The sequence below is a fragment of the Pseudomonas sp. LBUM1651 genome, from assembly GCF_059716135.1.
Map to the genome: position 1 here is coordinate 2,802,109 of NZ_CP166805.1, position 20,775 is coordinate 2,822,883.

At 61.1% G+C, this 20,775-nt stretch carries 16 protein-coding genes; 4 read left to right on the forward strand and 12 right to left on the reverse strand.

Annotated features, from left to right (window positions below):
- Positions 1–77: 77 nt before the first annotated feature.
- Genes ACA066_RS13055 through glgA form a run of 5 tightly spaced genes read right to left on the reverse strand, consistent with a single transcriptional unit; the run spans position 78 to position 8,677 of the window.
- Positions 78–419, reverse strand: coding sequence for a DUF2934 domain-containing protein (locus tag ACA066_RS13055; protein ID WP_497699554.1), 342 nt, complete (start codon positions 417–419; stop codon positions 78–80).
- 2 nt (positions 420–421) lie between these two features.
- A complete protein-coding gene (locus ACA066_RS13060) occupies positions 422–3,208 on the reverse strand; it encodes a malto-oligosyltrehalose synthase (RefSeq protein ID WP_497699555.1) in 2,787 nt (928 codons plus the stop codon).
- Complete coding sequence (gene malQ, locus ACA066_RS13065) at positions 3,205–5,283, reverse strand: 4-alpha-glucanotransferase (RefSeq protein ID WP_497699556.1); 2,079 nt, start codon at positions 5,281–5,283, stop codon at positions 3,205–3,207. The genes ACA066_RS13060 and malQ overlap by 4 nt, the downstream gene beginning before the upstream one ends.
- Entirely contained in the window at positions 5,280–7,076 is a 1,797-nt protein-coding gene (treZ, locus tag ACA066_RS13070) for a malto-oligosyltrehalose trehalohydrolase (RefSeq protein ID WP_497699557.1), read from the reverse strand. The genes malQ and treZ overlap by 4 nt, the downstream gene beginning before the upstream one ends.
- 14 nt (positions 7,077–7,090) lie before the next feature.
- Entirely contained in the window at positions 7,091–8,677 is a 1,587-nt protein-coding gene (gene glgA / locus ACA066_RS13075; protein ID WP_497699558.1) for a glycogen synthase GlgA, read from the reverse strand.
- A gap of 556 nt (positions 8,678–9,233) precedes the next feature.
- On the opposite strand from glgA, the gene ACA066_RS13080 reads away from it, so the two are divergent.
- Positions 9,234–10,046 carry a crotonase/enoyl-CoA hydratase family protein gene (locus tag ACA066_RS13080; protein ID WP_497699559.1) on the forward strand — a complete coding sequence of 271 codons (813 nt, stop codon included), beginning with the start codon at positions 9,234–9,236 and terminating at the stop codon, positions 10,044–10,046.
- Between the two features lie 7 nt (positions 10,047–10,053).
- A complete protein-coding gene (gene nudC, locus ACA066_RS13085) occupies positions 10,054–10,884 on the forward strand; it encodes an NAD(+) diphosphatase (RefSeq protein ID WP_497699560.1) in 831 nt (276 codons plus the stop codon).
- On the opposite strand, the gene ACA066_RS13090 is transcribed toward nudC, so the two are convergent.
- Both ACA066_RS13090 and ACA066_RS13095 read right to left on the reverse strand, forming a co-directional pair.
- Positions 10,852–11,631, reverse strand: coding sequence for a TSUP family transporter (locus tag ACA066_RS13090; RefSeq protein WP_497699561.1), 780 nt, complete (start codon positions 11,629–11,631; stop codon positions 10,852–10,854). The genes nudC and ACA066_RS13090 overlap by 33 nt on opposite strands.
- Before the next feature lie 179 nt (positions 11,632–11,810).
- Complete coding sequence (locus tag ACA066_RS13095; RefSeq protein ID WP_497699562.1) at positions 11,811–13,049, reverse strand: acyl-CoA dehydrogenase family protein; 1,239 nt, start codon at positions 13,047–13,049, stop codon at positions 11,811–11,813.
- Positions 13,050–13,394: 345 nt separating this feature from the next.
- On the opposite strand from ACA066_RS13095, the gene sfnG reads away from it, so the two are divergent.
- Positions 13,395–14,486 (forward strand): dimethylsulfone monooxygenase SfnG, encoded by a 1,092-nt coding sequence (gene sfnG, locus ACA066_RS13100; protein WP_497699563.1) that lies wholly within the window; start codon positions 13,395–13,397, stop codon positions 14,484–14,486.
- 123 nt (positions 14,487–14,609) lie between these two features.
- Here sfnG and ACA066_RS13105 read toward each other — a convergent pair whose 3' ends face one another.
- Positions 14,610–15,086 carry a nuclear transport factor 2 family protein gene (locus ACA066_RS13105; protein ID WP_010460010.1) on the reverse strand — a complete coding sequence of 159 codons (477 nt, stop codon included), beginning with the start codon at positions 15,084–15,086 and terminating at the stop codon, positions 14,610–14,612.
- A gap of 56 nt (positions 15,087–15,142) precedes the next feature.
- Positions 15,143–15,706, reverse strand: a complete 564-nt coding sequence (locus ACA066_RS13110) for a TetR/AcrR family transcriptional regulator (protein WP_497699564.1) — start codon at positions 15,704–15,706, stop codon at positions 15,143–15,145.
- 217 nt (positions 15,707–15,923) lie between these two features.
- On the opposite strand from ACA066_RS13110, the gene pssA reads away from it, so the two are divergent.
- Positions 15,924–17,267 carry a CDP-diacylglycerol--serine O-phosphatidyltransferase gene (gene pssA, locus ACA066_RS13115; RefSeq protein ID WP_497699565.1) on the forward strand — a complete coding sequence of 448 codons (1,344 nt, stop codon included), beginning with the start codon at positions 15,924–15,926 and terminating at the stop codon, positions 17,265–17,267.
- 123 nt (positions 17,268–17,390) lie between these two features.
- Here the strand turns inward: pssA and efeO (ACA066_RS13120) are convergent, their stop codons facing one another.
- The 3 genes from efeO (ACA066_RS13120) to efeO (ACA066_RS13130) are packed head-to-tail and all read right to left on the reverse strand — an operon-like array spanning position 17,391 to position 20,757.
- A complete protein-coding gene (efeO, locus tag ACA066_RS13120) occupies positions 17,391–18,215 on the reverse strand; it encodes an iron uptake system protein EfeO (protein WP_497699566.1) in 825 nt (274 codons plus the stop codon).
- Between the two features lie 23 nt (positions 18,216–18,238).
- Positions 18,239–19,540: an iron uptake transporter deferrochelatase/peroxidase subunit gene (gene efeB, locus ACA066_RS13125; protein WP_497699567.1), complete on the reverse strand. Its 1,302-nt coding sequence runs from the start codon at positions 19,538–19,540 to the stop codon at positions 18,239–18,241.
- Between the two features lie 17 nt (positions 19,541–19,557).
- The gene (gene efeO, locus ACA066_RS13130; protein ID WP_497699568.1) at positions 19,558–20,757 is read right to left on the reverse strand and encodes an iron uptake system protein EfeO; all 1,200 of its coding nucleotides are present in this window, start codon (positions 20,755–20,757) and stop codon (positions 19,558–19,560) included.
- Between the last annotated feature and the right edge of the window lie 18 nt (positions 20,758–20,775).

Genomic DNA, 20,775 nt, shown 5'->3' on the forward strand with positions numbered 1-20,775 from the left:
AGGGTTTTCGGGGCGAGCGCGCCCAAGGTGGCGAGCGGGCTCGCCACGAGTTCAATCAAGTGCAATGAAGTGAAGCGTCAAACCGCGGGTGGTTTTTTCGTGGTGCGCGGTTTTTTCTCGGCGGCTTTTTCACCCGACGGGGTTACTTTCGCAGCTGCCGCGGCCGGTTTGGCCTTGGCTTTCGATGCCGCAGCCTTGCCATCGGCCTGACCGTTGAGCTTGCCATCCGCTTTGACCGCCGGTTTGGCGGTGGCGGCTTTGCTACCGGCAGCCTTCGGTGATTTCTTCGGCGCCAAGGCTTCGGCTTCAGCCAGCTTGCGAGCCATCTCCCAATGACGGGCTTCCTCTCCCTCGGGTTTCCCTTCCGATTCCCAGATCTGATAGGCAAATTCGCGGATGCGTTTTTCGTCGGTACTCATCGCTATGCTCCTGAACTGAACTCAAAGTTTTGGATAAAGAGATTGACCGGGAAATCCCCCAGCGCGGCGCTAATCATCAGCTCCTTGTGTTCTGTGACTGCGACGCTGGAAAAAAGTCCCTTTAGATTGTCGTCAGGGGTGGTGAACGGTAATTTGACCCGCGTTTCGCCCCACTGCTGCGCACCGACCTGAGGTTCGGCACTGTTTTCCAGCAGGCCTGCACAGCGTATCGGTACGATCACGATGGCCTGCTTCTGGTTGTACGAGCGCGCAAATGCCAGCACCCGGTGTGCCTCGCTGCCGACCACTTCCAGCGCTTGATACGACCCTCGCTGAAACAGCTCGGCATGCTCGGCGCGCAGGTTCAACGTGCGCGCGATCAAGGTTTGTTTGATACGCCCGTCTCGCCAGTTCGTCAGCAAGTCAGGCACGTCCAGCGGACTCTGCATGGCCTGTTGACGACTGGCGTAATCCACCGGGCGACGGTTGTCCGGGTCGACCAGCGAGAAGTCCCAGTACTCGTTGCCTTGGTAAAGGTCCGGAATGCCCGGTACAGTCATGCGCAGCAAGGTTTGCGCCAAGCCGTTGAGTGCACCGGGTGCAGCAATCGACATCGCCGCTTTACCGAGGGCTGCGCGCAGCCGTTCACCTTCGGGGCTAAGTAGCAGGCGTTCGAGGAATTGGTGAGCCGCGTGTTCGTAAACGTCGTTGGGGGCGCTCCAGCTGCTTTGCAACTTGGCTTCGCGCAAGGCTTTCTGTTGCCACTGCCACACACGTTGAGTGTAGTTCTCGTACGCTGCTTTATCGTCATTGCGCAGATCCAGTGGCCAGCTGCCAAGGAGCGCCTGATACAGGATCAGCTCATCGCCAGGGGACGGTATCTGGTCGTCGTCGCGCAGCGGCCGGGCCAGCGTCTGCCACAGCGGCACCTGCCAGGCGAACCACGCGCTGCGCTCGCTCAACACCGCCAGCCTGGCGCGGGTGTCTTCGCCGCGTTTGTGGTCGTGGGTCGCAGTGGCCAGCAGGTTGTCGGGGAATTCTTCGAAGCGATTGAGGCACGCGGCATGGAAGTCGGCCACCGGTGCGCTGAATTGCTCGGTGCTGAAACCCACGTCGTTGCGCGACAGCAGAACCGCCGAGCGATAGAACGCGGTGTCTTCCACGGCCTTCGCCGCCGCCGGCGAGGTCAACTGCTGAAAGCGTACGCAGGCATGTTTGAGCATCTTGCGCGGCCGGCCTACCGGACGTTTGCGCCACGGTTCACCACCCAGCCATCGGGCCAGGCAATCAAGCACGGGCCAATCGGCCTCGCCGAGGGTTTGCCGCGCACCGTCCATGGCTTGCTGGAAAAACACATCGTCCTGCGCGGAGCGCCCACGGGGACTGATGTAAGTGCGATACACGGGAAAGTGCACGATCAGTTCCTGCAACGCCCGGCGAATCGCGCCGAGGGTCAGGTCGCGGGTCATCAGGTCATCCCGGGCCACTTGCAACAGGGCCTGGGCGACACTTTCGAAATCACCGGCGAGGGAACCGTTGAGGATCTGCTGGCGCGCCAGTTGTGCTTCCTGACGGAAATCGGCGGGCCGTTCGCTGTAGCGACTCCACAGTTCACCCAGGGTTTGTGCGCCGTCGGGGTCATGTTGCAGCAACGACAACTGGTTCATGAATTCGTAACCGGTGGTGCCATCCACCGACCAGTCACGGTGCAGGGTTTCCCCCTCGCCAAGGATCTTCTCGACGTAGATCGGCAAGTGCCGATCCGGCGCCAGGCTGTCGACCCGCCGCCGCAGTTTGCGGCAATAACCGCGTGGGTCGGCGAGACCGTCGATGTGGTCGATACGCAGACCGTCGATCAGGCCTTCAGCCACCAGTTCGAAGATTTTTGCGTGGGTCGCTTCGAACACCGCCGGACGCTCCACGCGCAGGCCGCCCAGTTCGTTGACATCGAAAAAGCGCCGCCAGTTGATGTCGTCCGCTGCCGTGCGCCAACTGGCGAGGCGATAGCTCTGGCGCTCCAGCAACTGATGCAGACGCTGGAAGCCGTCCGGTGTGAGCGAATCGTAGGCTTTCAGGTTCTGTTCGATGGTTTGAAGCACGGTCGGGTCGCTGGTGAGTTCGCGCAGCTCGTCTTTCAACGGCATCGCCAGACGGTGGGCGTCGGTCTGATAACTCAAGGTGCTGAAGCGGTCGGCCAGTGATTTGAGTTGCTCGTCATCTGCTTTCAGCAGTTCGCCAAAATTCATCGGGCAAATCGGGAAGTGATGATCGTAGTGTTCAACGTAAAACGCGCCACGCTGCGCATCGAAGCGCAAGGGCAGGGTGCCGTCCTGCAACGCAACGCCGTAATCGCTGCCGAGGAAGGGCAACAGCAGCTGGCCTTCCATCAATGGATCGGGCGAATGCCACTGGATGTCGAAGAACTCGCCATAAGGGCTCAGGCGTCCCCATTCCAGCAAGTCCAGCCACCAGGGGTTATCACCGCCGCCGACGGCCATGTGGTTGGAGACGATGTCGAGGATCAATCCCATGTTCTGCGCACGCAACGCGCTGACCAGCCGGCGCAACGCCGCTTCGCCGCCCAGTTCAGGATTGACCGTGGTCGGGTCCACCACGTCATAGCCATGCATGGAGCCGGCGCGGGCGCTCAGTAGCGGCGAGGCGTAGACATGGCTGATGCCGAGGCCGGCGAAATACGGTACCAGCGGCACCGCATCGTCGAGCGTAAAGCCTTTATGAAACTGCAGCCGCAAGGTCGCGCGCAGCGGTTGAGTACGTGGCGGATTCATCTGTCACGCTCGGCGGCCTGAAGTCGCGCGCAAGCGAGCAGTTCCAGGCGCCGGGCGGCGTCCGGGTCATCGAGCAGCGCTTCGCTGTCGCCGGGCAAACGTCGCGACCAATTGGGATGCGTATCGATGGTGCCGGGCAGGTTAGCCTGCTGTTCAATGCCCAAGGCATCCTCCAGCGGCAGCAACACCAGCGGCGCGCGGGTATGACCGAGGAAACGAATGGCGGCGTCGAGCACCTGATCGGTTTCGTGGGACTCCTCGCGGAAGTTCTGCGGGTCTTCGCTCAACACGCGGCGCAGGCCTTCGCGCTCGCGTTCGCGATGATGGCGCCACTCGATTTCACCCTGGGCATCGATTAGCCCCAGTCGTGCGTTCCAGTCGATATCGCGGCCATGCCACCAGCCATTGAGTGTCGGCAGGTCGTGGGTGCTGGTGGTTGCGAGTGCGTTGTCCGGCCAGTCGAGGATCGGTTTGAAGCGTGCGTTGTCCTGTTCGAACAGCATCACGCGCATGCCGAGGATCGAGCGGGCGATGAGTTTTTCCCGCAGGCCTTCCTCCACCGTCCCGAGATCTTCGCCGAGGACGATGGCCTGATGCCGATGGGATTCCAGGGTCAAAAGTCGCAGTAGATCGTCAACCGGGTAGTAGAGATAAGCGCCGTCGGCGGGTGATGCGCCGTTGGGGATCACCCACAGCCGTTGCAGGCCCATGACGTGATCGATGCGCAGACCGCCAGCGTGGGCGAAGTTGGCCCGGAGCATTTCGATGAAGGCGCGAAAGCCGTTGCGTACCAGACCTTCGGGCGAGAACGCGGAAATTCCCCAGCCCTGGCCGGTGCGGTTGAGAATGTCCGGCGGCGCGCCCACGGTCAAAGAGGCGAGCAGTTCATCCTGGCGACTCCAGGCCTGGCTGCCACCACCGTCGGCGCCGACTGCCAGGTCGGCGATCAAGCCAATGCTCATGCCGCTGCTGCGGGCCGCGGTTTGTGCGCGCTCCAGGCATCGGGTGATCAGCCATTGGCAGAAGGCAAAGAAGCCAATGCGCCCGGCATTCTCTTCGGCGAATTCAGCCAGCGCCGTGCTGCGCGGATCGCGCCATTGCTCGGGCCACTCGCGCCAGTCGAGGTTTTCACCCTTGGCGGCGCGGGCTTCCTGAATGGCTTCGAAGCGGCAATGGTTTTCCAGGGCTTCGCCGGCAGCGTGGCGGAAACTGCTGAAGTCGGCATGCAGAGGGTGTTCGCCCTGGACGAAGCCTTCGTACAACGCTTGCAACAGACGGTGCTTGGCTTCGGCCGCGACAGGCCAGTCGATCAGTGGCAGTGCTTCAAGGTGTTTGAGTTCAGCGGCGAGACCGGTGGCATCAATCGCCGTGCGCATCGCTCGCTCACCAAGGATCGCACCGGGCGCGGCGTACAGGCTGTTGAGGAACAATCGGCTGGACGGTGAATAGGGGCTGTAGCGCTGGGTGTCGTTGCTGAACATCGCGTGTAGCGGGCTGATCGCCAAGGCTTCGGCGCCACGTTCACCGGCCACCCGGGCGAGATCTTCCAGTGCCTGGGTATCGCCGAAACCTCCATCGCCGGGACGGCGCAGCGAATACAACTGCACGCTGAGGCCCCAGGCGCGGGGGATCGGATTGTCGACGGCATCGCCGACGCTGTAGCAGCGCGTCGGTGCCACGGCCAGCGTAAAGGACTGCCCGTCAATGCTGACGTGCTGGTAACCGACCGGGATCAGACCGGGCAACATCGCCTCGGCATCCAGTTTCAAGCTGAGTCGCGAGCCATCTTCAAGATGGATCTCGCAGGGTGTTTGCGGCTCGAAGTAATGCGCCAGGTTGAGGCCCACGCCAAAGTCTGCGGTCAGTAGCGGCGGCAGGTGCCGGGTCTGTTGCACCTGCTGCAATTCGAGCAGGCTGGCGTCGATTTCCTGGGCGCTGCCGGCCGGGTGGCCGAGTCCGGTCAGGACGTTGCGTAACACTGATGGGGCGACTTTCTGTGGGCGGCCATTGGCGTCGATCCAGTCGACTGCCAGGCCAGCTCGGCCGGCCAGTATTTCCAGTTGCGCATCGCTCATTGGCGCTCTCCATCCGGGGGTAGCAAAGGGGCCGCGGCCGTGAGGCTGACTAGCGCGCAATACGGGGCAAGGGTGCCCTGATCCAACAGGTCGGCGGACTTCGGCGGGTGTTCGAACAGCAACGAAGTGCCGGCCTGTGGGGAGTGGACCACCGGCGTGTCGCTGAGGTTCAGGTCAATGCGCAGCAGGCTGCCATCGCCCAGTTGCCAGCGCGCCGTCACGGCGCCTTGGGCCAGCATGTCGGCACCCAACGGGTGGGCGCCCGGCAAGTGCGGGATGATCTGCTCATGACGGATCTGCAACAGTTGGCGATACAGCCCGTAAATGGCAGATTGTCGGCTCGCCGTCAGGTTCGGACGAGAGTCTTCAAACGTCTGCTGCGCGTTCGGGTCGGGGATCTGCTCGCGTTTATCCGGATCGGCAAAGGCGCTGAACGCGGAAAACTCGTTACGTCGTCCTTCGCGAACCAGTTCCGCGAGTTCGCCGTGATGGCTGGTGAAGAACAGGAACGGCTCTTGCGCGGCAAACTCGTCGCCCATGAACATCAATGGGATCATCGGCGACAGCAGCAACAACGCTGTCGCGGCTTTCAATGCGTCGGGGTGGGCCAGTTGGTGCAGCCGTTCGCCGAACGCGCGATTGCCGATCTGGTCATGATTCTGCAAGAACAGCACGAACGCCGTGGGCGGCAGGTGACCGCTGGGCTCACCCCGGGCTTCGCCATGGCGGTTGGTGTGACCCTGAAACACGAAGCCCTGGCTCAGGCAGCGGGCCAATTGTTCGGTGGGGTTGTCGGCGTAGTCGGCGTAATAGGCATCGGTTTCACCGGTCAGCAGCACGTGCAACGCGTTGTGGCCGTCGTCGTTCCACTGCGCGTCGAACCCTTCTTGCAGCAGGCTGGCCTGGTTGTGCTCGTTCTCGACCGTCAACCAGACATGCCGCGACGGATCGGTCTGCTGGCGAATTCGTTGCGCCAGTTCCTGCAGAAAGTCCGGGCTTTCGATGGCGTGCACCGCATCAAAGCGCAAACCGTCAAAGCGGTATTCCAGCAACCACATCAACGCATTGTCGATGAAGAAATCACGCACCTCGCGCCGCCGGAAGTCGATGGCCGCGCCCCAGGGTGTGTGCTTGTCTTCATTGAAGAAGCCCTTGGCGTAGCGATGCAAGTAATTGCCGTCCGGGCCAAAGTGGTTGTAGACCACGTCGAGGATCACCGCGAGGCCATGGCCGTGGGCGGTGTCGATCAGGTGCTTGAGTTGTTCGGGGGTGCCATAGGACGCCTGGGGCGCGTAGGGCAGCACCCCGTCGTAGCCCCAGTTCCGTTCACCGGGAAATTGCGCGATGGGCATCAGCTCGATGGCCGTAATGCCCAACGCCGCGAGGCGCTCGAAGTGCTGTTCGACTTCGCTGAAGCCGCCCAGCGCACCGACGTGCAATTCGTAGATCACCGCCTCGTTCCATGGCCGCCCCAGCCAGGTGCTGTGTTGCCAGGTGTAGGCGAGGGGATCGACCACCACGCTGTGCCGATGAATGTCACCGGCCTGCGCGCGGGAGGCCGGGTCGGGTACTTCAATCTCACCGTCGATGTTGTAGCGATAACGCGTGCCTGCGGGGCAACGCGTTTTGATCACGAACCAGCCATCGGCCTGAGGCAGTAACGGCAAGGATTGTCCATCTTCCAGTTCGACACTGACAAAAAACGCATCTGGCGCCCACAAGGCAAAACGCGTGTGTTCTGCGTCCAGCATGATTGCGCCGTGGGGCCAGGTCTCCAGGGTCCGTAACGGCATTGTTCAAAAACCTCTTACTGTCTGTTCGATTTCCCCAGCGCCTTGGTAACAAGCTGTTCATAGAGTTCGGCGTAGGGTTCCACCGCTTTGCACCAGTTGAACGGCGCGGCCATGGCACGGCAGCGCATGGCGTTGAGCAGGTCGGGGAAGGCAAACACCTTGAAGGCCCGGCTCAGGGCTTCCTGATAACTCTCCATGGTGGATTCGTCGAACAGGAAACCGGTCACGCCGTTTTCGATGGTGTCGGCCAGACCGCCGGTGTTGCGGGCAACCGGCAATGAACCGAAGCGCTGGGCGTACATCTGGCTCAGGCCGCACGGTTCGTAACGGGATGGCATCAGCAGGAAATCGCTGCCGGCGAACATGCGGCGGGCGTCTGTTTCGTTGAAGCCGATGCGTACACCGATTTGCCCGGGGAAACGCAGGGCCAGTTCGCGCATGGCTTGTTCTTCTTCCGGCTCGCCGCGACCGATGATCGCGATCTGGCCACCCGATTGGACGATGTACTCGGACACGGCTTCGGTCAGGTCCAGGCCTTTCTGGTAGACCAGACGCGAGACCACGGCAAACAGCGGACCTTCTGAATCGTCCAGGCCAAACAGGTCGCGCACGTGCGCCCCGTTGACCGCTTTGCCTTCCCAGTCACCGATGCTGAACGGGCGGAACAGGTGCGAGTCGGTGGCGGCGTCCCAGCTCTCATCAATGCCATTGGGAATGCCGCTGAGCAGGCCTTGCTGGGTCTTTGCGGCGAGAAAACCGTCGAGACCGCAGCCGAAGGCCGGGGTGGTGATTTCCTGGGCATAGGTGGCGCTGACGGTGGTGATGTGGCTCGAATAGGCCATGCCGGCCTTGAGGAACGACATCTTGCCGTAGAACTCCATGCCTTCCTGTTGCAAGGCATGCAGGGGAATACCCAGTTCCGGGCACGACCCAAGACTGGTCACGCCCTGGTAGGCGAGGTTATGAATGGTGAACAGCGTCGGGGTGCGCTGCCCACGCCAGTGCATATAAGCGGGTGCCAGGCCGGCAGGCCAGTCATGGGCGTGCACAAGGTCCGGGCACCAGTGAATTTGTGCAAGGTTGGCAGCGATATCGGCAGCGGCCAGCCCCAGGCGGGCGAAGCGGATATGATTGTCCGGCCAGTCGCGACCGTTGTTGGCGCCGTAGGGCGACCCTTCGCGCTCGTAGAGCTCAGGGCAGATCAACACGTAAATGACCAGACCGTCGGGCATGTCCATGCGCCCGATCTTGCAGGGTGGCAACGCGGCGTGACCACCGAGCTCACCAATAATATGAATCGGGTTTTCGCTGTTCAGCACTTGCGGGTAACCGGGGATCAGCACACGCACATCGTGCAATAGCGCCATGGCCCGGGGCAGTGCTGCCGAGACGTCGCCCAGACCGCCAGTCTTCACCAGGTCGGCGATTTCCGAGGTCACGAACAACACTTTTTTTCGATTGGGATTCTGGCTGGCCACCGGCGTCAGCGTCTTGGTGCTCGGGACGTTGATCGATTGGGCACTTGGGGCGCTCACGGCGCCCGTATCGCCGACCTGCTGATGAGCACGTTCTCCCTGGATGTCTAAAGCCGCACTGATCATATGAATCTCCCGTGTTGTTGATCTAATTCTCAGGTCTGGCAAACGGTGGTTCGTGGCCAATTCCTGTGGCCGGGCGCAAACGCGCGACGCATCGTTCAGCAAGCGCTGCCCATGCGTTGAAGCAGATTGGCTGGAGTGGACGTTGCAAGGATTGCACCAGTCGCAACGCACCTACCTGTCAGAGGACCGATCACGAACAGCAAAAGTTTCGATTTTTTCTGCACTTTGTGACCGACCGGTTTTGCCCCGCGAAAATGAGTCTAGGCCAGAACTTAGAGCGGTGAAGGATAGATGGCAAAATTGTTCGACAATCGGTTCAATGAGGTACGAACGTACCGGATAGACACCGCAACGCTCCGACGAAGGGCATATTTTTTTGCGATAGAGCCCCAAAAAGTAACCTGGCGTTCACACTAATGTGCGAGCGCTGTAATGCCAGCGCACTATTGTGATGCGCTCTGCGGTCCCGCTTTTGGCCGATCCGCTGCCTTACTGCCGAACGGGATGCCTTGTTATAGTTCGGGCCCATTTTTTTGCCCGGTAAAGGATCACTGCCATGTCTCAGTACACTGCGTTCACAGTCGAACTGGTCGACAAAATCGCCCATGTACAAATCAATCGACCGGAAAAGATCAACTCGATGAATGCCGCGTTCTGGAGCGAGATCATCGAGATCTTCCAGTGGATCGACGACACCGACGAAGTGCGGGTGGTCGTGCTCAGTGGCGCCGGCAAACATTTCTCGTCCGGCATCGACCTGATGATGCTGGCCGGTGTGGCCAATGAGCTGGGCAAGGACGTGGGGCGCAACGCGCGCCTGCTGCGCCGCACGGTCTTCAGGCTGCAAGCGTCTTTCAACGCCGTGGATAACTGCCGCAAACCTGTACTGGCGGCGATTCAGGGTTATTGCCTGGGTGGCGCCATCGACCTGATTTCGGCCTGCGACATGCGTTACGCCGCCGAAGACGCGCAATTCTCGATCAAGGAAATCGACCTCGGCATGGCCGCCGACGTGGGCACATTGCAACGCTTGCCGCGGATCATCGGTGACGGCATGCTGCGTGAACTGGCTTACACTGGTCGCTCGTTCGGCGCCGAGGAAGCGCGCAATATCGGTCTGGTCAATCGCGTCTACAGCGACACCGCCAGCCTGCTCGACGGCGTCATGGGCATTGCCCGCGAAATCGCCAGCAAGTCGCCGATTGCGGTCACCGGCACCAAGGAGATGATCAGCTACATGCGTGACCATCGCATCGACGACGGCCTCGAATACGTCGCCACCTGGAACGCCGCCATGCTGCAATCCAATGACATGCGCGTGGCCATGGCCGCCCATTTGAGCAAACAGAAACCCGAATTTCTGGATTGATTGAAAAATGACTTCACGCTGGACCACCGCAGTACTGGACACCGATCAATCGGGCGGCTGGGCCGTTGCGCGCAGCCCCGAAGGCTTTCTGTTCGATGACAATGGCGCGCTGTTCCCGCGCGAATGGCTCAAGCGTCAGGACCTGTCGATTCTTGCCGAACATGGCATAGGCCACCTGGATGGCGAGCCGGTGTATCTGCTGGAGCTGCGCAGTCACAGCGAAGTGCCGGGCTGCGGCTGGAAAGGCCTGCGGGCGTTCATGCTTGACGGTGATCACGCCGTTTACAAGGTGCTGGGTTATGCCGCGCAAATCGGCACCTGGGCTCGCGAACACCGCTTTTGCGGCAATTGCGGACAGACCACGAAGCAAGTCATCCGGGAGCGGGCGATGTACTGCGAACCGTGCGACCTGCGTTATTACCCGCGCATTTCGCCGAGCATGATCGTGCTGATCACCCGTGGCGATGAAGTCCTGCTGGCGCGATCACCGCGTTTTGTCACCGGGGTCTACAGCACGCTGGCGGGGTTCGCCGAGCCGGGCGAGTCGGCCGAAGACTGCCTGATTCGCGAGGTTCGCGAGGAAGTGCAGATCGAGGTCAAGAACATCCAGTACATGGGCAGCCAGTGCTGGCCGTTCCCACACTCGATGATGCTCGGCTTTCACGCCGAGTACGCCGGCGGCGAGATTGTCTGTCAGGAAGACGAGATCGAGGACGCCCAGTGGTTCAACGTGCACGAGCTGCCGCCGTTGCCGGCGTCACGCTCGATTGCCCGTTACCTGATCGACGTTTATGTGTCGCGGCGTTTAGGCCACGCTGAACCAGTGTTGCCAGGCTAGCCGCACGGTCAGGCCCAGTACCACGGTGATGAACACCGGACGAATGAACTTGGCTCCGCCGCTGATGGCGGAGCGGGCGCCGAAAAATGCGCCGACCATCACCGACAGGCCCATGCTCAGGCCGATGATCCAGTCCACTTGCCCGGAAAAGATGAATACCGACAGCGCCGCGATGTTGCTGACGAAGTTCATGCTGCGGGCTACGCCGCTGGCCTTCACCAGGTCGACGGGGTACATCAGCAGACTGCTCACGGTCCAGAACGCGCCAGTACCGGGGCCGGCCACGCCGTCGTAGAAACCGAGGCTGAAGCCTTGGGTCGATTGCCACTTTTTCTTGATCGGTGCGTTGCTGTCCAGCGGCGCTTTCGGCGTGCCGCCAAACAACAGATAAAGACCGCAGGCGAACACGATCACCGGCAGCATCTTGTTCAGCCATTCGGCGGGCAGGTAATGCGCAACCACCGCACCGGTCAACGCGCCGACCAGCGTGCCGACAATGGCGTGCACCCACTGCCGGGGATGGAACAGCTTGCGCCGGTAGAAGGTGAAGCTGGCGGTGGCCGAGCCGAAGGTCGAACTGAGTTTGTTGGTGCCCAGCACCAGATGCGGCGGCAGGCCGGCGGTCAGCAGCGCCGGCGTGGTCAACAGACCACCGCCGCCGGCAATGGCGTCGATGAAACCGGCAATGAAGGCGACAACGGCCAGAATGGCCAGGGTGGTGAGGTCAACGCTGAGTTCGAAAGGCATGGAATCGGCTTATTCGGCGGGGGGCAGCAAGGGGCTGCGGGGAAGGGCCGATATCTTACCTATATCCAACTTCTGCGGCGACTGGTCTGGCCTCATCGCGAGCAGGCTCGCTCCCACATTCGACCGCATTCCCCTGTGGAAGCGAGCCTGCTCGCGATGGCTTGTTTTCAGGCGCTACATCACTTGGAGGCAGGCCCATTCCCGATCTGCCAAACAAACGGCGGCTCAGCCCCATTAATTTCCCAATCCCCGACAATCCGCGCCTTATAGATCACCGGATTGTGCGACGACACCGTCCGCGCATTACGCCAATGCCTGTCCAGCGATTTACCCTCACGAATATCCGAAGCCCCCAACGCATTGAACAGCTCGGTGGTCGCCCGCTGAATCAATTCCGACACCACCACCTGCGCTTTCGCCGATTGGATTTCGGCGGCGACATTCGCTGCCCGCTCCAGCGCCTCATCCCCCGAAAACCGCGCCAGATAGGCCCGTTGCGCCGGTTGCGCTGCCTTCAAGGCGCTGGCTTCAGCGGCATACACCAACGCCGCCACTTCCCCGACCACCTGCTGAACCTGCGCATCCTCACTGGTGCGCGGTGCGTTGCCATGACTGTAAATACGTTTGCGCTCCCGCACCTGATGCGCCACATCACGCAACGCGGCGCGGCCGATCCCGGCGAGGGTGGCGAGCAAGACGAGTTGATAAAACGCCGTCTGGTACTTGAAGCGGGTGGCGAAGTCGATGACGTTTTCGGCCTCCACCTCGGCATCGATAAAACGCGACGTGCCGCTGCCCGTGGTGCGCTGGCCGAAACCGTCCCAGTCATCGCTTTGCACGATCCCCGGTTGCCGTGTGCGCACCGCCGCAATCACGTCGCCACCGGTGTCACTGCGCTGGGCGTAGACATCGATCCAGTCGGAAAACAGGCTGCCGGTGCTGTAGAACTTCTCACCGTTGAGCCGCCAGCGGTCACCATGTGGCGTGACTTTTGTGATCACGTCGCCGATGGCCACGCTGCCGATTTCCGTCCAGGCGCAACCGACAATGTCACCCTCGACGAAGCGTTTGAACCAAAGATCCCGGGGCGGTCCCGGCGCGGCGTTCAAGCGGTCCTCGGCAAACGCGAAATGCCCGCGCAGGGCTTGAGGCACGTTGGAATCGGCTTCGGCCAGTTCAATCAGCAACTCAAACAACTGTGGCAGGGATGCGCCGCCGCCCCCGTACTCGACCGGCACGCGCACCGCGCCGAATCCGGCTTCCTTGAGCCATTGAATCGGTTCGTAAGGCAGGCTGCGCGACTGTTCGCGTTCAACGGCCCCGGCGGCGATGCGCTGGAAAACAGGCCGGAATTTTGCGGCCAGCGCTTCATAGTCAGTGCCAATGGACAGCGGGTTGATTACCTGGTGTTCGGTCATGGGGGCAGCTCCTTGGATCGGCAGTTAGTGCCGAGGGCGATTGCACGGTCCATGCCGGGAAGAGGCAGCCAGGATTTGCTGAGGTGTAGGGATTCAGATGCAGCTTGAACTGTTGCTGGAACAACAGCTGCGCAGCAAATTGCCCTGACACACCCCAATCACTGTGGGAGCGAGCCTGCTCGCGAAAGCGGTATTTCAATCAACATATGTGTCGAATCTGACGGCCCCTTCGCGAGCAGGCTCGCTCCCACAGGATTTTCGCCGGGCACAAGATAGTCGTCTTACAGCACTGGCACGGTTGCTGCTCTCACCCAAGGACACTCCTAAAGTCCCGAGGACACGCCAATGAGTCAGCAAGCCGTCAAATTTGCCTACTGGGTGCCGAACGTCAGCGGCGGGCTGGTGGTCAGCAAGATCGAGCAACGCACCCACTGGGGCATCGACTACAACCGCAAACTGGCGCAACTGGCCGAGGTGGCGGGGTTCGAATATGCCCTGACGCAAATCCGCTTCACCGCCGGTTACGGTGCCGAGTACCAGCATGAATCGGTTGCCTTCAGCCACGCGCTACTGGCCGCCACGACGAAGTTGAAAGTGATCGCAGCGATCCTGCCCGGCCCGTGGCAGCCGGCGCTGGCCGCCAAGCAACTGGCGACGATCGATCAACTGACTAATGGCCGGGTGGCGGTGAACATCGTCAGCGGCTGGTTCAAGGGTGAGTTCCAGGCGATCGGCGAACACTGGCTGGAACACGATGAGCGTTATCGCCGTTCCGAAGAATTCATCCGCTCGCTCAAGGGCATCTGGAGCCAGGACAATTTCACCTTTCGTGGTGACTTCTACCGCTTCGACAACTACAGCCTCAAACCGAAGCCGCTGGGGCAACCGGAAATTTTCCAGGGCGGCAGCTCCCGCGCGGCGCGAGACATGGCGGCGCGGGTGTCGGACTGGTACTTCACCAACGGCAATACCCCCGAAGGCATCAAGGCGCAAGTCGACGATATCCGGGCCAAGGCCGCCGCGAACAATCATTCGGTGAAAGTGGGGGTGAACGCATTTGTGATCGCCCGTGACACTGAAGAAGAGGCGCGAGCCGTGCTGGCGCAGATCATCGATCAGGCGGATCCAGACGCGGTGAATGCCTTTGGCGATGCGGCGAAGCAGGCGGGCAGGGCGTCACCGGAAGGCGAGGGCAACTGGGCCAAATCGACCTTCGAAGATCTGGTGCAGTACAACGACGGCTTCAAGACCAACCTGATCGGCACACCGCTGCAGATTGCCGAACGGATTGTGGCGTTGAAAGCGGTGGGTGTGGATTTGGTGCTGGCGGGGTTTCTGCACTTTCAGGAAGAGGTGGAGTATTTCGGCAAGCGGGTGTTGCCGTTGGTGCGGGAGCTTGAAGCCGAGGCGGGCGTGAAACAAGCCGCAGTCGCCTGACCGCCACAAAACCCATTGTGGGAGCGAGCCTGCTCGCGATGGCGGCGCGTCAGTCAACATCGATGTTGAATCTGATGGCCCCTTCGCTAGCAGGCTAGCTCCCACATTTTGATCTATGTGAGCTTATAGACCGAGATCGGACAGACTTGGGTGATCATCCGGCCGACGACCCAGCGGCCAGTGGAACTTGCGGTCGCTTTCCTTGATCGGCATGTCGTTGATGCAGGCGAACCGGTTGGCCATCAAGCCGTTCTCGTCGAACTCCCAGTTTTCGTTGCCGTAGGAACGGAACCAGTTGCCCGAGTCGTCGTGCCATTCATAGGCGTAACGCACAGCGATGCGGTTGCCGGTGAACGCCCAGAGTTCCTTGATCAGCCGATAGTCCAGTTCCTTGGCCCATTTGCGGGTCAGGAAACCTTTGGCTTCTTCACGGTTGTAGGCGAATTCGGCGCGGTTACGCCATTTGGTGTCCAGGGTGTAGGCGAGGGACACACGTTCCGGGTCACGGGAGTTCCAGCCGTCTTCGGCCAGGCGAACTTTTTCGATGGCGGACTCACGGGTAAAGGGCGGCAATGGCGGACGAACTTCGGCGTTAGACATTTAAAGTCTCCCTATCAAATTAAAGTTCAAGCAAGTTGTCGGGCTTGGTTAAAGTGTTACAGGTCCAATAACTTTCGCGCCATGCATTGCGCATTATCGGCTGCACTGTGATCACCCATGACAAGGGCCACGGTAATGGCACCGTCGATCAGGATCAGCAGCTGTTTGGCCAGCGTCTCCGGGTCTTTGGCGCCATGTTCGGTGCAGAGCTCGCGCACGTAGTCGAGCAGCTTCTGTTTGTGTTCCCTGGCGACCAGGCGAACCGGGTCTTGCGGGTCGCCGGTTTCACCGCTGGTGTTGATGAAGGCGCAGCCGCGGAAGCCTTCCGAGGCAAACCAGGCCTTGAGCACGGTAAACAGGTTGAGCAGGCGATCGGCCGGGGTTTCGGCTTGGTCGACGGCGCTTCTGTACCAGTGCATCCAGCGCACGTCGCGCCGTTGCAGGGCGGCGACGGTCAGCTCCTCCTTGTTGGCGAAGTAGCGGTAAATGCTTTTTCTGGAGACGCCGGCGGTTTTCACCAGAAGATCCATGCCGGTGGCCGCGATGCCACTTTTGTAGATCAACTTTTCGGTGACATCCAGAATGATGTCGCGTGTGTCGTTGCTAGTGATTTCGTTCATGCGACGAACAGTAGAACGATCGTTCTCCTTGGTCAAGAGAATATTTTCTTGTTGATTAGATAGCCATCGCTAGCAGGCTAGCTCCCACATTTGAAATGCATTCCCCTGTGGGAGCTAGCCTGCTAGCGATTGGGGGCAGCACAGACACCCACAAGACCCAAGCCCATCCATGGTGTAAGCTCTCAAACTCTCCGGATTCGACCCATTTGCGAGCCCTATGCCGTCGCTTTTCAAACGCTCTCTACTGCCCAAACTGCGCAGTTTTCCGCTGACCGCCGATGCCGTCACCATCCTCTCTGGCGCTGCCGAGTTCCGTCGTTGCCTGCTGGAAAAAATCGCCGCAGCGACCCAGCGCATCTACATCGTCGCGCTGTACCTGCAACAGGATGAAGCCGGCCAGGAAATTCTCGATGCCTTGCACGCCGCCAAACTGGCGCGTCCGGAACTGGACGTGGTGGTGGTCGTCGACTGGCTGCGCGCCCAGCGTGGCTTGATTGGTGCCGGCAAGCAGCCGGGCAACTCGGCGTGGTATCAGGAAACCACGCGCACCCACGAAAGCGTTGTGCCGGTGTACGGCGTGCCGGTGCAGACCCGCGAGCTGTTCGGCGTGCTGCATTTGAAAGGTTTCGTGATTGATGACTGCGTCATCTACAGCGGCGCCAGTCTCAACAACGTCTACCTGCACAAGTTCGACAAATACCGCTACGACCGTTATCACCTGCTGCAGAACAGCGCGCTGGCCGATTCGATGCAGCACCTGGTCCAGCACGGCCTGGTCGCCTCGAAAGCGGTGCACCGGCTCGATCTGCCGAACCTGCCGACCACCCGCAGCCTGCGCAACGACATTGGCGACCTGCGCAGCCGCCTCAAGCACGCCGCGTACGACACCACCACGGGCAGCACGGCCAAGGATGGTTTGTCGGTAAGTCCGTTGCTCGGGGTAGGCAAGAACAACCCGTTGAGCCGGGTGATCTGCGAGTTGATCGCCAGCGCCCAGCATCAGCTGACGATCTGCACGCCGTACTTCAACCTGCCGCTGGCAGTGACCCGGGAAATCAACCGGGCGCTGGCACGTGGCGTGAAGATCGACATCGTGGTCGGCGACAAGACCGCTAACGACTTCTACATCCCGCCGAGCGAGCCGTTCAAGGTGATCGCAGCATTGCCGTATCTCTACGAGATCAGCCTGCGCCGCTTCGCCAAGCGGCATCACCGCAGCATCGACAGCGGTCAGTTGAACCTGCACCTGTGGAAGGACGGCGACAACACCTATCACCTCAAAGGCATGTGGATCGATCAGCGTTACACCTTGCTGACCGGCAACAATCTCAACCCGCGAGCGTTCCGCCTCGATCTGGAAAACGCGTTGCTGATTGATGACCCGAAGGGGGAGTTGCTGCAGCCGCGTCGCAGTGAGTTGGCGGAGATTTTCCAGCACGCCACGCGCATCGAGCGGTATCAGGATCTGGAAACCCTGCCGGATTACCCGGCAGCGGTGGCCAAGTTTCTCAAGCGGGTGAGCCGGGTGCGGATCGAGCGGTTGCTGTACCGGATTTTGTAAGCCCGGGGCTGTTGGCGTGTTTGAAAATGCCTTCGCGGGCAAGCCTCGCTCCTACAGGGGAATGCGATCTTCTGTAGGAGCAAGGCTTGCCCGCGAAGGGGCCCGCTCAGACGCTACAAAAACTCAGTTCAACCCAAGCTTCCCACGCAACGTCGACAAGTCCTCAGCCAATGTATTCACCGGCCCAACCAGCGCTTTGCGGTCGCTGTCTTTCACCTTGTCGTAAGTCTCAAAACCACCCTCCTTGGTCTTGTACTTGGCCAGTGTCTTGTTGACCGTGGCAAAGTTCTTGTCGACCTTGGCAATGAACGCCGCGTCCTGCTTCTCGATCTGCGGACGGAACAGGTCGACGATTTTCTTCGCGCCGTCGATGTTGCCCTGGAAGTCGTAAAGATCGGTGTGGCTGTAGCGATCTTCTTCACCGGAGATCTTGGTCGCCGCGACCTCTTCCAGCAACGCCGCAGCGCCGCCCACCACTTTCTCAGGCGGGAAGGTCAGGCCGGCCACGCGGGTTTGCAGGTCTTTGACATCTTTGTTCAAGCCATCGGCCAACTCGCCCAGACCCTTGGTGCTCTTCTCGGAGAACAGCGAATATTCGATGCGGTGGAAACCGGTGAAGTCTTCGGCCTTCACACCTTTTTCGTGGTCGTCGACACGGGAGTCGATGGACGCGTCGAGGTCACTGAACAGTTCGGCAATCGGCTCGATGGACTCGTAGTAAACCCGGGTCGGTGCGTAGAGTTTTTGCGCGGTGGCGAGGTCGCCTTTCTTCACGGCGTCGGTGAATTTCTGGGTGTGGCTGGCCAGTTCGTCCAGTTGTTCAGTGACGTAAATCTTGTAGTCCGAGATCGGACCTACCAGTTCCAGCGGCGCCGTCGCCGCGAAAGCCGAAAGCGGGGTGTTGAGCAAACCAAGGGTCAGCAGTAACGCGAGTGGCGACTTTTTCATGGGACGGTTCCGTGTGGGGGTGTTTAGGCGTTTGTTGTTGTTGGTTGTGTTGCGTCAAGCAGTGAGCGACCGATGAAATCCCGGTCGCCCGTTACGCCCGGCAGGGTGAAGAAGTACCCGCCGCCGACCGGCTTGAGGTATTCCTCCAGCGGTTCGCCGTTGAGGCGGGTTTGCACGGTGATAAAGCCTTTTTCCAGGTCGGCCTGGTAACAGATGAACAACAAACCCATGTCCAGCTGACCGTTCTTGTTCACGCCGTTGGAGTAGTTGAACGGCCGGCGCAGGATCAGGTTGGCCTGGCTCGCGGCAGTGCGCGGGTTGGCCAGGCGGATGTGGGCGTCGAGTTTGGTCAGCTTGCCTTCCGGGTCTTTGGCGTAGTCCGGGACCTCGGTTTCATGGGCACCGTCCATGGGGGCGCCGGTGCTTTTGATCCGGCCGAGAATGCTTTCCTGTTCCTGCAGTGGCGTGCGGTCCCAGCGTTCGACGAAATTGCGGATGATCCGCACCGCTTGATAGCTGCCATTGGCTGCCCACGCCGGTTCGTCGCTGCCGGGCTGAACCCAGACGATGCTGTCCATGGCCTTGGCGTTGTTGGAGTCGGGGTTGGCCGAACCGTCGCGAAAGCCCAGAAAGTTACGCGCACTCTGTGCCGGCACGCCCGGTTTCGACGGTGCTTGCGGCGGCACGCTGCCTTCCTGTTTCCAGCGCACCAGCAGCAGGTCCGGCAGGTTTTTCACGATGTCGCGCAGGGCATGGATGTTGGTGTCGGCGGTGTTGGCGCAGAACTGCAAGCTCAGGTCGCCGTGGCAGCAATCGGCCTCCAACGCATCGTTGGGAAAACCGACCATGCGGCTCAGCCGTTTCGGTTTGGCGTTCGCCAGGCCAAAGCGCTCGTCGAACAACGATTCGCCGACCGACACGGTGATGGTCAGGTTATCCGGCGTGACCACCGGGCCAAGAATTCCTGAATCCACCGGCGGCAGTTTCGGATCGACCTGCGCCACCGGGCCACCCTTCATCAGGAACGCGATGCGCTCATTGAGTGTGCGAAACAGCCGCTCCAGGTCTTCGCGGTCGCTGGCCAACACATCAAACGACACCAGCATGCCGGACGCCGGTCGCGGAGTGACGATGCCGCTCTGGTGCGGGCCAGGGAAATCGTGGCGGTCCTCGGTCTTGTCGCTGCTCGGCGCTTCGGTGACTTGCGCGGGGCTGGCGGCCATGGCCGGGCAGCTCAATGCCGAACCGGCCAGGGCCACGCCGGCGGCGCCCAGGCCCATCAATATCCGGCGCCGCTGAAGGTTGAATTGCTCTGAATCGTTCATCTGAAGTTCGTCTTCTGCTATAGGCCGGAAAGGCCGAGGGCGGGATCGATGCCGTCGACTGCGTCGGCCAGCGCCTTGGCCTTGTCGGCGATCTGTTTGCGCTGTTCGGCGCTGACGCTGTCGTAGTTCGCGTAGCCGTTCTCGACCTTGAAGCCGTTGAGTTCGGCATCGAGGCTGGCGACGGCGCTGTCGAGGGTCGGCAGCAGTTCGGCGGCGGACTTGGTCAGCAGCGGGCGCAACAGGTCGATGACTTTGCGGGCAGCGTCAAGGTTGCCGGCGAAACCGTTCAAGTCGGTGTGGCTGTAGCGTTCTTCTTCACCGCTGCTGGCGCGCACGTCGCCCAGGTTGTTGAGGTTGCGCACCACAATGCTGACCAGTTGTTCCGGCGGCAGCGATTGGGCGAGCAGTTGTTGCTTGAGCGTGGTGACGTCGGTCAGCAGCCGCTGGGCCACCGGTGTCAGGCCGTCGAGGGTGCGTTGCTGGAACAGCGCATATTCAAGGCGATGGAAGCCGCTGAAGCCCGGATCCTGCTCACGTTTTTCAAAGTAATCGGCGCGGGCGTTGATGGTGTTGTCGAGTTCGGCGAGACGCTGTGCAGCCGGGGCGATGCGCTGATACGCGATGCGGGCCGGGACGTACAACGCTTGCGCCTGGCTCAGGTCGCCGGCCTCGATGGCTTGCTCAAGCGCGGTGACGGCTTTGATCAATGCGGTGCTTTGGCTGCTGAGGTAAACGCGGAACTCCGACAGCGGCCCGACGAAAGCGACCATCGACGGTTTGGCTTTGGCCGCGGCATCGGAAGCGGCGGTAGGTGTCACGTGCAGCGTGCCGCGTGGATTGCTCAGCAGGCCGCAGGTAATCGCGTAATCGCCGGGCAACAGGTTGGCGTTGATCACCTGGCTAAGGCCGGGCGCGATGTTTTCCCGTTCTTCGATCACCAGCACGCCATCGAGGATTTCCCACTCAACGGCGCGGTCCGAGCGGTTGACGATGCGGAAACTGGCTCGACCGGCCGGCACCGTCAACGCATTCGGCTCGCAGCTGTGCGGGTGAATGGTCACCAGCACTTCGTCATGGTTGCTCTGACGTTTGGCCGCGGCCATTTTCGAGGCGTAGTAGAACAGGCCGGCGGCGGCGATCATCACGATCACCGAACCGGCCACCGCCCAGCGCAAGGCACGGGGAGGGGAGGCCTGAGGAGGGGCTTCATTTGGCATGGGTGCCCTTACTGACTG